At 45.4% G+C, this 13,514-nt stretch carries 17 protein-coding genes; all 17 read right to left on the minus strand.

Annotated features, from left to right (window positions below; all coding sequences use genetic code 11):
- Positions 1 to 185: 185 nt before the first annotated feature.
- The 17 genes from K1I44_RS04605 to nuoN all read right to left on the minus strand — a co-directional run bounded on the left by K1I44_RS04605 (position 186) and on the right by nuoN (position 13,510).
- Positions 186 to 950 carry a tyrosine-protein phosphatase gene (locus K1I44_RS04605; protein ID WP_219985415.1) on the minus strand — a complete coding sequence of 255 codons (765 nt, stop codon included), beginning with the start codon at positions 948 to 950 and terminating at the stop codon, positions 186 to 188.
- 136 nt (positions 951 to 1,086) lie between these two features.
- Positions 1,087 to 1,749: a CpsD/CapB family tyrosine-protein kinase gene (locus K1I44_RS04610; protein WP_304511207.1), complete on the minus strand. Its 663-nt coding sequence runs from the start codon at positions 1,747 to 1,749 to the stop codon at positions 1,087 to 1,089.
- Between the two features lie 28 nt (positions 1,750 to 1,777).
- Positions 1,778 to 2,518: a YveK family protein gene (locus K1I44_RS04615; protein WP_219985417.1), complete on the minus strand. Its 741-nt coding sequence runs from the start codon at positions 2,516 to 2,518 to the stop codon at positions 1,778 to 1,780.
- A 305-nt stretch (positions 2,519 to 2,823) separates the two neighbouring features.
- A complete protein-coding gene (locus tag K1I44_RS04620; RefSeq protein ID WP_219985418.1) occupies positions 2,824 to 3,222 on the minus strand; it encodes a hypothetical protein in 399 nt (132 codons plus the stop codon).
- Between the two features lie 137 nt (positions 3,223 to 3,359).
- Positions 3,360 to 3,590 (minus strand): hypothetical protein, encoded by a 231-nt coding sequence (locus K1I44_RS04625; RefSeq protein ID WP_219985419.1) that lies wholly within the window; start codon positions 3,588 to 3,590, stop codon positions 3,360 to 3,362.
- A 66-nt stretch (positions 3,591 to 3,656) separates the two neighbouring features.
- Positions 3,657 to 4,085, minus strand: a complete 429-nt coding sequence (gene fabZ / locus K1I44_RS04630; RefSeq protein ID WP_219985420.1) for a 3-hydroxyacyl-ACP dehydratase FabZ — start codon at positions 4,083 to 4,085, stop codon at positions 3,657 to 3,659.
- An 86-nt stretch (positions 4,086 to 4,171) separates the two neighbouring features.
- A complete protein-coding gene (locus K1I44_RS04635) occupies positions 4,172 to 4,375 on the minus strand; it encodes a DNA-directed RNA polymerase subunit beta (protein ID WP_219985421.1) in 204 nt (67 codons plus the stop codon).
- A gap of 12 nt (positions 4,376 to 4,387) precedes the next feature.
- Positions 4,388 to 5,212, minus strand: a complete 825-nt coding sequence (locus tag K1I44_RS04640; protein ID WP_219985422.1) for a flagellar hook-basal body protein — start codon at positions 5,210 to 5,212, stop codon at positions 4,388 to 4,390.
- Positions 5,213 to 5,222: 10 nt separating this feature from the next.
- Positions 5,223 to 6,011, minus strand: a complete 789-nt coding sequence (gene flgF / locus K1I44_RS04645) for a flagellar basal-body rod protein FlgF (protein WP_219985423.1) — start codon at positions 6,009 to 6,011, stop codon at positions 5,223 to 5,225.
- Between the two features lie 87 nt (positions 6,012 to 6,098).
- Complete coding sequence (mreB, locus tag K1I44_RS04650; RefSeq protein ID WP_003396964.1) at positions 6,099 to 7,103, minus strand: rod shape-determining protein; 1,005 nt, start codon at positions 7,101 to 7,103, stop codon at positions 6,099 to 6,101.
- Between the two features lie 92 nt (positions 7,104 to 7,195).
- The gene (spoIIID, locus tag K1I44_RS04655; RefSeq protein ID WP_003396966.1) at positions 7,196 to 7,459 is read right to left on the minus strand and encodes a sporulation transcriptional regulator SpoIIID; all 264 of its coding nucleotides are present in this window, start codon (positions 7,457 to 7,459) and stop codon (positions 7,196 to 7,198) included.
- 222 nt (positions 7,460 to 7,681) lie between these two features.
- The gene (gene spoIIQ / locus K1I44_RS04660) at positions 7,682 to 8,473 is read right to left on the minus strand and encodes a stage II sporulation protein SpoIIQ (RefSeq protein ID WP_241762325.1); all 792 of its coding nucleotides are present in this window, start codon (positions 8,471 to 8,473) and stop codon (positions 7,682 to 7,684) included.
- A 54-nt stretch (positions 8,474 to 8,527) separates the two neighbouring features.
- Positions 8,528 to 9,514, minus strand: a complete 987-nt coding sequence (gene spoIID, locus K1I44_RS04665; RefSeq protein WP_219985424.1) for a stage II sporulation protein D — start codon at positions 9,512 to 9,514, stop codon at positions 8,528 to 8,530.
- Between the two features lie 98 nt (positions 9,515 to 9,612).
- Positions 9,613 to 10,911 (minus strand): UDP-N-acetylglucosamine 1-carboxyvinyltransferase, encoded by a 1,299-nt coding sequence (gene murA / locus K1I44_RS04670; protein ID WP_003396974.1) that lies wholly within the window; start codon positions 10,909 to 10,911, stop codon positions 9,613 to 9,615.
- A 31-nt stretch (positions 10,912 to 10,942) separates the two neighbouring features.
- Positions 10,943 to 11,638 carry a YwmB family TATA-box binding protein gene (locus K1I44_RS04675; RefSeq protein WP_003396976.1) on the minus strand — a complete coding sequence of 232 codons (696 nt, stop codon included), beginning with the start codon at positions 11,636 to 11,638 and terminating at the stop codon, positions 10,943 to 10,945.
- Positions 11,639 to 11,719: 81 nt separating this feature from the next.
- Positions 11,720 to 11,950, minus strand: a complete 231-nt coding sequence (locus K1I44_RS04680) for a DUF1146 family protein (RefSeq protein WP_219985425.1) — start codon at positions 11,948 to 11,950, stop codon at positions 11,720 to 11,722.
- A gap of 57 nt (positions 11,951 to 12,007) precedes the next feature.
- Positions 12,008 to 13,510: an NADH-quinone oxidoreductase subunit NuoN gene (nuoN, locus tag K1I44_RS04685; protein WP_219985426.1), complete on the minus strand. Its 1,503-nt coding sequence runs from the start codon at positions 13,508 to 13,510 to the stop codon at positions 12,008 to 12,010.
- Between the last annotated feature and the right edge of the window lie 4 nt (positions 13,511 to 13,514).

Genomic DNA, 13,514 nt, shown 5'->3' on the forward strand with positions numbered 1-13,514 from the left:
AGACCGTCATCGTCCCCACCCACAGCACGGCCGAGTGCCTCCGTTGATAACGGTAAGGAGACATCACCGAAACATGTAGACAACCGTCATTCGGTGTCTATCGAAAAAAGAAAGCTGATATCGACAAACGTGCGAAACCAGCAAGGCATAACTAATCTATACGATGTATTGGGAACATACAAAACTTAGAAAATACCTAAAAACTTCTTCTTCTTAATTCGCTCTGGTGCATCTTTATACAACGTTTCGTTCGCGACAAGCAGTTCGGCGTTTTCACGGAAAACGTATACTGCTTGCGAGCCGAACTGTTTTTGAATGACGTCGTACGCTTCGCGCATATAGAATGCCCGTGACGTCGTATTGTGCGCATCCGATGCGATTAAATGAGCTAAGTTCGCTTCGATGATTTGCAAGGAAAAATTCTTAATTTTTTTGCCGAACTTACCAGCGATACTTCCCGCAGTCAGCTGTGTCAATGCTCCTTTTTTCACAAGGTCATATAGCCTCGTTGGGTGCTCGATCAGCTCGCTATTTCGCTCCGGATGGGCGATAATAGGGACGAGACCTTGCAGCTGAATATCGAACAGCAACTGCTCGGTGTAACGCGGAACGTGATTGCTTGGTAGCTCGATTAAAACGTACTTCGTTTCTGCGAGAGGTAAAATATCACCGTCTCGATAACCATCTAGCCATTCCCCATAAATGCGTACTTCTTGCCCAGGCAAAACAGAAAGGGGAATGCGATGGTATTGCAGCGCTTCATTCAATGCATAAACGTGTTCCATAATGGACGATTTATCGTTTTCAAACGTTCCATTGCGGTGATGGGGGGTGGCGATGATTGTTGTAATTCCCTCCGCAACAGCTGCTTTTGCCATCTCAATTGCATCATCGAGCGTTTTCGCCCCGTCATCGACAGACGGTAAAATATGACTATGAACGTCAATCATCACAAAACCCCTTTCTACTCATTATATCGACAGGAAAGCTACGTTTTTCATAATCATTCGACAAAAAATTTGTGTCCAATTTATAGTATCATAGGAAAATAGTATGATACAATATACAATTTTTGTCGAATTTTGTCTATTTGTTACCGTAGTAATAGTAATAGCTACTTTCTTTTTGCTTCTTTTGATTCAGCACGACACCGAGCAGCTTTCCTTTTGCGTTAATGAGTAGTTCTTTCGCTTTTTGTGCAGCTTCAATTTCTGTCTTTCCGCTATGGACGACAAGAATCGTTCCATCGCATTGGTTCGCTAAAATTTGTGCATCGGTCACCGCAAGTACTGGTGGAGTGTCGAATAAAACAAGGTCAAATTGCTTATACGCTTCTGCTAGTAGTTCTTCCATCGCAGAAGAACCGAGCAATTCGGCTGGGTTTGGCGGGATAGGGCCGCTCGTTAAAACAAATAAATTGTCCACATCTGTTTCTTTCACAGCCGCTTGAAAGGGTGCTTGTTTCGTTAATACGTTCGTTAAGCCAACATAATTGTCTTTGCGAAACGTATAGTGCACGGTCGGTTTCCGTAAATCCGCATCGACTAACAACACTTTCTTCCCTTGTTGGGCAAACACGACAGCTAAATTGGCGACCGTCGTCGATTTCCCTTCTGCCGGAGCAGAAGAAGTCACCATCAGCGAGCGAAGAGGGCGATCAATGACAGAAAATAAAATGTTCGTGCGAATCGTCCGATATTGTTCGGAAATTGGTGACTTTGGATTTGTTTTTGTAATTAATGAACGCATCGTGCGTGCGAACACACGCTTTTCCCTTCTAAGAGCCAACCGTCTCACCCCGCATTTGTTTTTTTGCTCGCAATACATGAGCATCATTTCCCTCTTCATCAATTGTCGTCACCGAACCTAGCACCGGCAACTGCAACAATTTTTCTACATCTTGTTCATTTTTTATCGTGTTATCTAAATATTCAAGCAAGAACGCTAAACCGACACCTGTCATCATGCCAACGACGAAAGCGATCGCCATGTTTAATAGCGGCTTTGGTTTGACTGGAACAGGTTGTTCTTTCACTTCCGCTTTCGCTAAAATGTTAACGTTATCGACGTTCATAATTTTCACGATCTCACGTTGAAATACGCTAGCTACCGTGTTGGCGATATCGGCCGCCATATACGGATCAGCATCTTCAACTGTGACGTTAACAACTTGTGAATCTTTTTCGCTTGTGACGTTAATTTTTTCATTTAACTCTTCAACCGGCATATTTAAATCTAGTTCTTCCTTCACCACATCTAAAATGGCTGGGCTTTTCATAATGACGTTATACGTATTAATAAGCTGCAAGTTCGTTTGAATTTCGCTAATGTTGTAAATCGGTTGATCGTTTTTCGCTTGGTTGACGAGCAGTTGTGTTGATGCTTGATAAATCGGTGTTAACACAAAATAGCTGACGATGCCGCTCGTCATCGTAGCGATCACCGTAATCGCAACAATAAGCCACATGCGTTTTCGCAACGTCTGAAATAATTCTCGTAAGCTAATCGTCTCTTCCATAGTTTCCTCCTACAAAACGCAAATTTTCGACAATACGTTACTACATTCATTATAACGTTAAATGTCTACGCTTCTCTACCCCTTTTGTTAATGTTTTTCCACACAAAAAAACCAGCAGTTTCTTCTTCTGCCGGTTTAATGAATCATTTCGCTATCTTCACTTTCCTGTCCTAATACTCGCTTCGCTTCATTGATCATGTCGTTCATTTCTCGCACCGTATACTCACGATTTGGCAACGGTTCGTCATATGCTTGATAATATAAAATTTCTGCCAGTTTCCGTTGTTTGATGGTCGCACGTCTCGTTAGCTTTTCTTTTTTTTTAATTCATGTTGCAGGCGTTCGATATGATATTTTGCTTCTAATTTACAGCCGTAAGGGAAATCATCGATGCCAAGCCGTTCAACGAGACGGTTAATTTCCGCAATTTGTTCGTCCGTTGGAGGTTCATTGACGAGCTGGTCAATAATTTCGTTAATGCGGTCGGCAAGTTGTTCATGAAATTGCGGATTCGCTTTGATCGCATCGTCTAATTCAGCAAACCATGCGGCTTCGTTGTACAAATAATGGCGCCACTCTTCCATGAATTTTGCCGCGTCGTATTGTGTTTCATCCCAGCCGATTTGCGCCATATATCGTTCGAACACTTTTTTTATAGATAGCGTCATATTCATCTTCATACGATGAGGAAGTTGTTTCAACATATATAAAACCCTCCATATGATAATCGTCAACCGTTAATGTACCATAAAAAAAGAATGTTGACAAAGTTGTTTTATAACTTTGTTACGTATTATAGGAAAGGAGGGAATAAAAAAACGCAAGAGGAAGCCTCTTACGTTTATTCATCCGTATTGTCTGCATCGTTCATATCTTCTGCATCTTCAACAGCGTCTTCTTCATCTGGGACCGCATCGTTTTCATCGTCGCCGACACCTTCGTTTGTGTCTTCGCCTGGCTGCATTTCTTCTTGGTTGTTCATATCGTTGTCTGTATCATCGTTATTGCAGCCTGTAACGACCATGACGGCGATGAGCGCGCTAAGTAGTTTGAATAGCCATTTTGTTTTCATCGTTGTTCTCCTTTCTGTCATGTATGTAATCACTCATAACATGCCCAGAAAGGAGATTGTTATACATTATTTTTCTCCAAGTGCAAACATGATTTCTGTTTCGCATACGAGCTCGCCGTCGACTGTGGCGATGCCTTTTCCTTTCCCGATTGCCCCTTTGAAGCGAATCATCTCCACTTCTAGACGTAATTGATCGCCCGGTTTTACTTGTTTTTTAAAGCGGCAGTTGTCAATGCCGGTGAAGAAAGCAAGACGTCCGCGGTTTTCTTCTTTCATTAACATCGCGACCGCCCCTACTTGCGCTAGCGCCTCGACGATCAGCACGCCAGGCATGACCGGGTAGTCCGGAAAATGGCCGACGAAAAATTGTTCGTTTGCGCTAACGTTTTTTATGCCGACGGCGCGCTTTCCTTCTTCCACTTCAAGAATGCGGTCAACGAGCAAAAACGGATAACGATGTGGAATGATTTGTTGAATGTGTTGAATATCAAGCATACATTGTTCCTCCTTTATAAAAAAACGGAAGGATCTCCCTTCCGTCGTTTGTTTTCAATGTATCACGTTTTGAAGTGGTCTGTCCACTATTGTTTTTCGATTAAGTCGATCATATGTTGCCACGTCGCCGGCTTTAACGCCTCAAATGGATTTCCGTCGCCAAGCACGCCGTAGCCAACCATCGCCCCTGCCAATGCGCTCATCGTAATGAAGCAAAGAACAAGGAGTAAACGAAGCCAAATCGGAATGAGACGACGGCGCAGGCGTTGTTTCGTTTGTTTTTCTTCCATCGTCTTCCCTCTCTATGAACGAATGCCGTTAATTAGCCCCATCATTTGATCGGATAATGTAATGGCGCGGGCGTTGAGTTGATACGAACGCTGAGTGATGATCAGTTCGCTCATTTCTGTCGCCAATTCAACGTTTGATTGTTCTAAGGCGTATTGTTGTAATGAAATGTCGTTACGGTTGTTGCCTAATAAATTAACGGTAACGTCTTCGCGATTCACGTTCGTCGGGAAAGCAAAACGGTTATCGCCAAGCGCTTGCATAAGTTGCGGGCGCGTCACGTATGATACGCCGATGTTGATCGTCTGCATCATATTTCCGTTTGGAGCAATGAACCGCATCGTACCGTTTTGCGTCACTTGAATATCTTTAAATCCTTCGCGCACCGTAATCGGTTCGTTATTTTCATCTACGACGGCATAACCGTCTGCCGTCACAAGCATGAGTTCGTTCGGATTGTTCGCGGACGGACTAAGGTAAAACGCACCGTCGCGCGTATATTGAATGTCGCCATCGACGGCGATGCGGAAAAATTGTCCTTCTTTCGTTAAAGCAAGGTCTAATGGACGATCGGTTTTGACGATCGAACCTTGTTTCATTTGCATATACGTAGATGCGACTTTCGCCCCGACGCCGAGACGGACGCCTGTCGGGGTGAGGCGCGGTGCTTCATCTGTTTTTGGCGAGTTCGCAAACTGTTGAGCGAGCAATTCTCCGAAGATGGCATCGCGCTTTTTATATCCCGTTGTATTGACGTTTGCGATATTATGGCTAATTGTATCGAGTTGTTGGTGCAGTTGGTTCATCGTGTTGGCGGCAGTAATCATTGACCGAAGCATCGTCATCCCCCTACTTTAAGCGGCCGATTTCGTTTGCCGCTTTGTCCATACTTTTATCGTACGCTTGTAAAATTTTTTGGTTCGCCTCAAAGGCGCGATAAGCCGACAACATGTCCGTCATCGCGCGAGAAAGATCGACGTTTGAACGTTCAACATATTGTTGGCGAATCGTATACGTTTGCGCAGGTGGAAGGGCGTTTTCTGACCGAAATAAACCGTTTCCTTCTTTCACGAGCGCTTGAACGTTTTGCGCATAAGCGATGCCGAGGCGGGCGATTGGCGCACCGTTTTTCGTGATCGTTCCATCAGATAAGACGGTAAACTGCTCGTCGCCAACGACGATGCGGTTTCCGTTTTCATCAAGCACGTATAAGCCGTCCGTCGTCGTTAACGCACCGTCCGCATCAATTGTAAAGTGACCGTTGCGCGTATAACGAACGTCGCCCGTTTCGTTTTGAACGGTAAAAAATGATGTGCCCGTGCCATCGACAATCGCTACATCAGTGTTGTTGCCTGTTTCGCGTATATCTCCTTGCGCAAAGTTTGGCACAAGTTCTTGCACGTACACCCCTGTTGAGAGCGGACCAATGTATGTACGATCGCGCCACGTCAACTTTTTCTCCGTCGGAATGGTCGTCTGTTGAATGCGGTTCATCAACATGTCAGGAAAAGCCCGCAGCGACGCTTGGTCAGCCTTATACCCTGGCGTGTTGGCGTTTGCGATATTGTTCGTGATCATTTCGATGCGGCGCTGTTGAGAAAGCATGCCGGAAGCCGCTGTATATAATCCGCGAAACATAAAACGTCCCCCTAACCGTTTTTACACTACTTCCATTATAAAAGAAAAAGGGGAAAAAAGCGAATAGGTACCATTTCCCAATGGCACCTACACGAGTTGACGATATGGAGCTTTGTCAATGTTATCAAGCATTAATCCTGTGCCAATCGCCACGCAATCCATCGGGTTTTCTGCGATAAAGACCGGCACTTTTAATTGTTGCGCAAGCAGTTGGTCCATGCCATGAAGCAACGCGCCGCCACCGGTTAAAAAAATGCCGCGATCAATAATGTCTGCCGATAGTTCAGGTGGTGTGCGCTCAAGCACGCTTTTCGCCGTTTGGACGATCGTATATACCGTTTCACGCAACGCTTTTTCAATTTCTCCAGAACGAATCGTAATCGTTCGCGGTAAACCTGTCACTAAATCGCGGCCGCGAATGTCCATCGCTTCATCGCGCGCATCCGGAAACACAGTAGCGATGTTCATTTTAATTTCTTCCGCTGTCCGCTCCCCAATTAACAATTTATATTCGCGCTTAATGTAATGTAAAATTTCTTGATCAAATTTGTCGCCCGCTACTTTAATTGATGCGGATGTGACGATGTCGCCCATCGATAACACCGCAACGTCCGTTGTGCCCCCACCGATATCGATGACCATGTTTCCTGAAGGCTGGAAAATGTCCATTCCCGCACCGATGGCTGCCACTTTCGGCTCTTCTTCTAAATATACTTTTTTGCCGCCGCTTTTTTCAGCCGCTTCTTTAATCGCTTTTCGTTCAACGGATGTAATGTTCGTCGGGCAACAAATTAAAATGCGCGGCTTCACAAACCATCCTTTAACGTTCAGCTTGCTTAAAAAATGTTTCAACATCGCTTCAGTAATTTCAAAATCTGCAATGACTCCGTCTTTTAACGGACGGATGGCGACAATATGCCCAGGCGTGCGCCCGACCATACGCCGCGCTTCTTCCCCTACCGCTAACACCCGCTTTGTATGTTGATCAATCGCAACAACGGAAGGTTCGTTTAGTACGATGCCTTTTCCTTTTACATAAATCAACACGTTCGCCGTGCCGAGGTCGATGCCGATATCCCTTGCGAAAAACATATATGTTCCTCCTTGCCATTTCTCCTAGTACATTATTCTACCACAATGATGTCGAAAAAAAGAGAACATTTTTGACAAGAGGAACGAGAAATTTACGTCGCTTGCTCGGTTTCTTTTTTATACTTTTTCTTCGTTGCTTCCCCTCCACGCAAATGGCGAATGGATTTATGGTAATCTAAAATTTCTTTTACTTCATTCGCTAATTCGGGGTTAATTTCCGGGAGCCGCTCCGTTAAGTCTTTATGCACGGTGCTTTTAGACACACCGAACTCTTTCGCGATGACGCGAACGGTTTTTCTCGTCTCCACGATATACTTGCCAATCTTGATTGTACGCTCTTTGATGTAATCGTGCACACTGCTCGCCCTCCCTAAGTTGGATGTGAGAAGTGTGAAATGAGACGTATAAGGCGTTGATCGCAGTGGCGTTTACTCGCTCATAACAAAGTCGTCAAGCTCATCTACTAATCGTTCATCTCACCTCAAACACCCTCGTTGTTCAAGTTTGTAATAGTGTATTAGGAAGGAAGAAAATATATGCCATAAAAAAGCGAACAGATGAGCATTTTGCCCATCTGTTCATGTTCTTGCCATTCCGATCGACGCATCTGGAACAGTGCTCGATGGATCGCTTTGTTGTTCATTCGTTTTTTCTTGATTCGTTTCTTGCTGTTCCGTTTGTTGTTCGAGTGCGCTAAGCGGTTGATCGAAGTAAGCGACAGGGTTGACCGCTTGCCCATCTTTACGAATTTCGAAGTGGACGTGCACGCCTGCTTCTTGATTAAACTCGTTTGTGCCTGCTTTTGCGATCACTTGTCCTTGTTTCACTGTATCGCCAACTTTTACTTGTACATCTTTTAATGATTGATATACCGTTACAACGCCGCGATCATGCTGAATATGAACGACGTAACCGAAGAGCGGATCTTTCTCCGCTTTAATGACTGTTCCGCTTAACGATGCGGTCACATCAAAGCTTTCGCCGTTTTTCATCGCGATGTCGACACCTTTGTTCGGATAATATTCATCATTATAAGAGACGAGAGCAGCTTCTTGTTCTTCGGCTGATGCTTGAAAATCGTAAAATGGTTTAGCGATTTCAACAGCGTTTGGATCAAGGACAGGCATAGCAATTTGTTCGACCGCTTGTTGTACAGGGACAGATTCTTGTTCATTGACCGCTGTGCCCGGCTCCGTTTGCTCGTCGGCAGGCGGCTGAACGATATCGTTCGTTCTGCTTTGGAACCAAAGCACACCTGTTAAAATGAGCGCGGCACTTAACAAATAAATAGAAGGAACAACCCAACGTTTACGGAACAACTTTGAAACTTTTTTGTTTTCTTCTTTCATGTTCATCACCTCAGCAACCATTGTGAACAGAAAGAAGAACATTTATACACATGAATACAAAAAAAATTTGCCGCTTCAAAATTTTGAAGCGACGAGCGAAACGTCTTGAATGCGTACCCCTTGGTAATAATATGTGACAATGTCTTTATACGTTTTTCCTTGCTTCGCTAAAAAGTTGGCGCCATATTGGCTCATGCCGACTCCGTGTCCATATCCTTTCGTCGTAATGACGATGTTGTTTCCTTGCCTTGTCCATGTAAAGTCCGTCGATTTTAACTGCAGCTTTTCGCGCACTTCACGGCCGGTCAGCTGCTTGCCATTGATGTCGACAAGAGCTACTCGCTTGCCTGGCGTGCGCGCAATCACTTTGCCGACAGAGCCGTCTTTCGGCAACGTCACACCGAGCTGCTGTTCAAATTCGCGAACGGAGAGCGTCACTTGTTCGTAAAACTTCGGCGAACGCTCATCCCATGGGCTTTCGACGCTCGTTAAGTACGGGAAGGCGTTTTGCCAATACGCCTCTGAGTTTTCCGTATAGCCGTTGCTCGTTGAGAAAAATGCCGCTTCGATCGGCTCGTTGTTGTACGTTAAAATTTGCCCTCTCGTCGCCTCGACCGCTTCCCTTATTTTTTTTATTTTCCAATCGTAGCTGATGCCCCAACGCTCTTTTAATTGCTCATCGCTATAGTACACTTGATGCATGACGGTATCCGTCACGTTCGCTCCTTCGGGCAGTTGAATCGGCTTGTTATATATAAGCTGTTTGACGATGTACGTTCTTGCGGCAAGCGCTTGTGCTTTTAGCGCTTCCATTTCAAATTCCGCAGGCATTTCTGCCGCTACAACGCCGATGACATATTGTTCAAGCGGAAGGCGCTCGACTTTCTTTTCTTTACTTCGGTATACGGCCACTTCAACGGTCGGTTCGTCGCGCGCATAAGTCGGCATCGGCTGGTCAGGAAGGTTCGCTTCTTGTTTTTCACCAAATGCTAAAACGACTAACGCAGGAATAAGTAAAATGAGCGTAAATAACGCAATCGTTGCGATCATCCATTGTCGCAAGACACCCCCCCCTTTCGTCATTATTACACTTTATGCCGGGGGACAAGCATATATGCAAAAACGACCATTAGCTTTTCGCAAACGGTCGTTTTTTTACATTATCCTACATCTGTCATTTGTCGCTGCACTGTGTCGATATCTTCGCGTACTCGTTCAATATCCGCCCCTAACGCAGCTAATTTTTCATGGAAACGAACGTAACCGCGATCTAAATGCTTCAGTTCGGTTACGCGCGTATATCCTTCCGCCGCAAGTCCAGCTAAAATGAGCGCGGCAGCAGCGCGCAAATCAGTTGCGGCAACTTCTGCACCTTGCAAGTTGCATGGGCCGTTAATAATAACGGAACGCCCTTCAATTTTCATATCTGCATTCATACGACGAAATTCTTCCACGTGCATAAAGCGGTTTTCAAATACCGTCTCTGTCACCATGCTCGTTCCTTCCGCTTTCATAAGAAGGGCCATCATTTGCGACTGCATATCGGTCGGAAAACCTGGATGCGGCATCGTTTTGACGTCTACCGCTTTCAGTTTGTCCGGAGCGATGACGCGCAAACCGCTGTCTTCTTCGATAATGGTGACACCCATTTCCTCAAGTTTTGCGATTAACGACGTTAGATGTTCAGGCACTGCCCCTTGCACGAGGACGTTTCCACCTGTGATCGCAGCGGCAATCATAAATGTTCCTGCTTCAATGCGATCAGGAATAACCGCGTGCTCTGCACCATATAATGTAGTGACACCGTCAATGCGAATCGTGCCCGTTCCAGCACCGCGCACTTTCGCACCCATCGCGTTTAAAAAGTTAGCTAAGTCGACAATTTCAGGCTCTTTTGCGCAGTTTTCGATGACGGTTGTGCCTTCTGCCAAAACGGCAGCCATCATAATATTTTCTGTCGCCCCTACACTTGGGAAGTCTAAATAAATTTTTGCACCGCGCAATTTCCCGTTCACTTCTGCGTCGATAAAACCGTTGCCGATTTTCACCGTTGCACCCATCGCTTCAAATCCTTTTAAATGTTGGTCAATCGGTCGTGAGCCGATCGCACAGCCGCCCGGCAAAGCGACGCGCGCGCGTCCTTTACGCGCAAGCAACGGTCCCATCACTAATACAGACGCTCTCATTTTTCGTACATATTCAAATGGAGCTTCAATCGTTAACTCTCCAGATGCATCCACGACAATATTGTTGTTGCCAACCGTTACGTCCGCACCTAAATGACGTAACACTTCGCTAATCGTATATACATCGGAGAGTTCAGGTACATCGTGAATGACACTTTTTCCTTCACTCGCTAACAATGTTGCGGCGATGACAGGCAACACAGCATTTTTCGCACCTTCCACTTTCACTGTGCCGCTCAACCGCTTCCCGCCGCGGACGATGATTTTTTCCAAGGCATTCCCCTCCGCGTCCAAAGTCTCTATATTAATATTCAGCTGTAATGATTGGGGTGCCAATGACAACGGTCGTTCGCGCGCCCAATCCGTCTTGTCGTAACGCCAGTTGAAGATTCATTTGTTGTTGTCCGACAGAAAGTGACGTCTTCCACTGCTCAGTATATGCTGAGAGGGAGACAAATGTCTCTTCACGCAATGATTCAATCGGTTGCGCTTGAAACGAAGAAAGCAAGCGAACCGCATTGTCAAACAAAACACCTTTCATCTTACCATCGAATTCCCCTGTAATACAAGTGAAAAATGTAGGTTTTACGAATAATTTTGTCGTTTGTCGGACGAGCGTGCGTTCGATTTGTTTATTCCACGTTGAACCGGTTGCTTCGTATAAAACAAGGACTGTTGGATGATGAGCGACCGTGATGAGTTGAATCGTTTCAACATAAGCGGAGGTTTCACGTTTGCCAACCATCTTGTGCGGTTCAACCGTCCAACGAAAAGAGGACCATGTTCTCACGTATTGTTGGATCCATGTGTGAGGGTCTGTCGTAAGCACTTGCTCTTTGGCGTAGACGTTCCATCGTTTGAGGTGAATATGATGGGTGTCAAATGCGCCAAGCATGTCGTTGATTTTCGTTATTTCTCCTTCGACACGTTCACTGTCATACATCCGATAACCACTAAATAACAAACAAAAAATAACGAGTGCCAACCATTTTTTTCTCATCTCTTTCCCTTCCTCTCCTTAGCATTTATTGTTGCCAGATCGGAAGGGAACATACGTGAAAAAAATCGACAACACTCGCGGTTAAAATAAAAATGGCAGCTGACGCGACCAACGTAAATAGTCTAAAAAGAAATGGCTCACTAATGAGCCGATCGCAATCGTCAATAACACGTAAAATACGCGCGCTTGAATGATGCGGTTCGGCTTGAAAATGACTTCTAGTCGAACCGCTTGCAGCGTCCACCATGTTACAGTAATGAAAAATAAATGAGATAATAAGCTAATTAACGCTTCTTGTCCAAATACGTCCATATGTACTCCTCCTTTCACACAAAAAAATGGAAGGGAACACCCCTTCCATTATACGCCTTATTGAAGAAAATCGCTAAAATGTTGAAACGGCGCAAGAAAGTCGTAAGCGATGTTTGGAAACACCCCTAAAGCGACGGTGCCGATGACACAAATTGCTACAACCGCGATGACACCAGGCGGCCATTGTAACGGGCGCGCATCTTCCACCGGACGGAAAAACATTTGAACGAAAATGCCAAAATAATATACGTACGAAACGACCGTCGTTGCTATCATGACCGACGCGAGCACATAATGAGCAGGCTCGACGATAAACGCTCCGAGGAAAATGTTTACTTTCCCGATAAATCCAGCTGTTCCTGGAATGCCCGCAAGCGAGAGTAAAAAGATCGTCATCGCAACAGCCATAAGCGGTGAGCGCCGGTATAAGCCGGCGAAGACGCTTATATCTTCATCGTCGTGATGTTGAGAAACGACTTGTAAAATGGCAAATGCTCCAATCGTCATAAACAAATACGCCAATAAGTAAAACCATATCGCTTCAAACATGAAAAGCGATAAGCTCGCAAAAGCGACTAATACGTATCCAGCATGCGCCACGCTTGAATATGCAAGCATGCGCTTCACGTTGCGCTGGCGAAGCGCGATCGTATTGCCGATGATCATCGTTGCTCCTGCTAAAAAAGCGATATACGGCGCAAGCGTCATCAACATGGAAGCGGAACTTCCGGCTGGCGTTTGCGCAAATACAGAGACGATGAGGCGCAAGACGATAATAAATCCTGCCGTTTTCGACACGACGCTTAAAAAGGAGACAACTGGCGTCGTTGCGCCTTGGTATACGTCTGGCGCCCACATATGAAACGGAGCAGCCGCCAGTTTAAACGACAAACCGACAAACGTAAGCAAAAAGGCAAGCGATAAAATGTATTGATGGTTTTCATCGTACGTGCTTGCGAGTTGCTGGGCAATTTCTTTTATATTTGTCGATCCAGTAAAGCCAAATATGTAGCTCATTCCGAACAACGTAATGGCTGTTGCGATGCTTCCTGTAATGACGTATTTTAGCGCAGCTTCATTCGCTAACGTATGTTTTTTCCGGATCGCAACAAGAATATAAGAAGAAATGGACAACAGTTCAAGACCGACAAAGAGCGTAATAAGATCACCGCTCGACGCCATCATCATCGCGCCGAGGAGCGCTGTTAAAAATAAGTAGTAAAATTCACCGCGGTAGGCGATGCGTTCATTCGGTTCGTAATGAATCGCAAGAAGTAACACGAGCGCACTACCGATGAGTAATAACGCTTTAAACGATTTCGCAAACGAATCAAGGCGAAACGTATCATCTAAAATAGATGTGACACCAGTCGTCCATAATCCAAGCAACGATACGAACGAAACGGCGACGCCAACGAAAGCAAACAGCCCAAGCAGGCGCCGGTTGCGATCTTCGGGCATAAATAGGTCGATGAGCGAGAGCGCAACCGCCACGCCGAGAATGATAAATTCCGGCATCATGACGCCCCATTGATAACTAAGTAATGTTTCGAAATCCATCTCA

Origin of the sequence: Anoxybacillus sp. ST4, assembly GCF_019448545.1 — a bacterium.
Classification (GTDB): domain Bacteria; phylum Bacillota; class Bacilli; order Bacillales; family Anoxybacillaceae; genus Anoxybacillus; species Anoxybacillus pushchinoensis.

What these genes read in the sequence shown, in the direction of transcription:
- spoIIQ (WP_241762325.1), bottom strand. Translation starts at nt 8,473, where the DNA reads ATGGTTGCTGAGGTGATGAACATGAAAGAAGAAAACAAAAAAGTTTCA.
- K1I44_RS04605 (WP_219985415.1), bottom strand. Translation starts at nt 950, where the DNA reads ATGATTGACGTTCATAGTCATATTTTACCGTCTGTCGATGACGGGGCG.
- K1I44_RS04610 (WP_304511207.1), bottom strand. Translation starts at nt 1,749, where the DNA reads ATGCGTTCATTAATTACAAAAACAAATCCAAAGTCACCAATTTCCGAA.
- K1I44_RS04675 (WP_003396976.1), bottom strand. Translation starts at nt 11,638, where the DNA reads ATGAGAAAAAAATGGTTGGCACTCGTTATTTTTTGTTTGTTATTTAGT.
- fabZ (WP_219985420.1), bottom strand. Translation starts at nt 4,085, where the DNA reads ATGCTTGATATTCAACACATTCAACAAATCATTCCACATCGTTATCCG.
- nuoN (WP_219985426.1), bottom strand. Translation starts at nt 13,510, where the DNA reads ATGGATTTCGAAACATTACTTAGTTATCAATGGGGCGTCATGATGCCG.
- mreB (WP_003396964.1), bottom strand. Translation starts at nt 7,103, where the DNA reads ATGTTTTTCGCAAGGGATATCGGCATCGACCTCGGCACGGCGAACGTG.
- flgF (WP_219985423.1), bottom strand. Translation starts at nt 6,011, where the DNA reads ATGTTTCGCGGATTATATACAGCGGCTTCCGGCATGCTTTCTCAACAG.
- K1I44_RS04635 (WP_219985421.1), bottom strand. Translation starts at nt 4,375, where the DNA reads ATGGAAGAAAAACAAACGAAACAACGCCTGCGCCGTCGTCTCATTCCG.
- K1I44_RS04625 (WP_219985419.1), bottom strand. Translation starts at nt 3,590, where the DNA reads ATGAAAACAAAATGGCTATTCAAACTACTTAGCGCGCTCATCGCCGTC.
- K1I44_RS04640 (WP_219985422.1), bottom strand. Translation starts at nt 5,212, where the DNA reads ATGCTTCGGTCAATGATTACTGCCGCCAACACGATGAACCAACTGCAC.
- K1I44_RS04680 (WP_219985425.1), bottom strand. Translation starts at nt 11,950, where the DNA reads ATGGACGTATTTGGACAAGAAGCGTTAATTAGCTTATTATCTCATTTA.
- K1I44_RS04620 (WP_219985418.1), bottom strand. Translation starts at nt 3,222, where the DNA reads ATGTTGAAACAACTTCCTCATCGTATGAAGATGAATATGACGCTATCT.
- K1I44_RS04615 (WP_219985417.1), bottom strand. Translation starts at nt 2,518, where the DNA reads ATGGAAGAGACGATTAGCTTACGAGAATTATTTCAGACGTTGCGAAAA.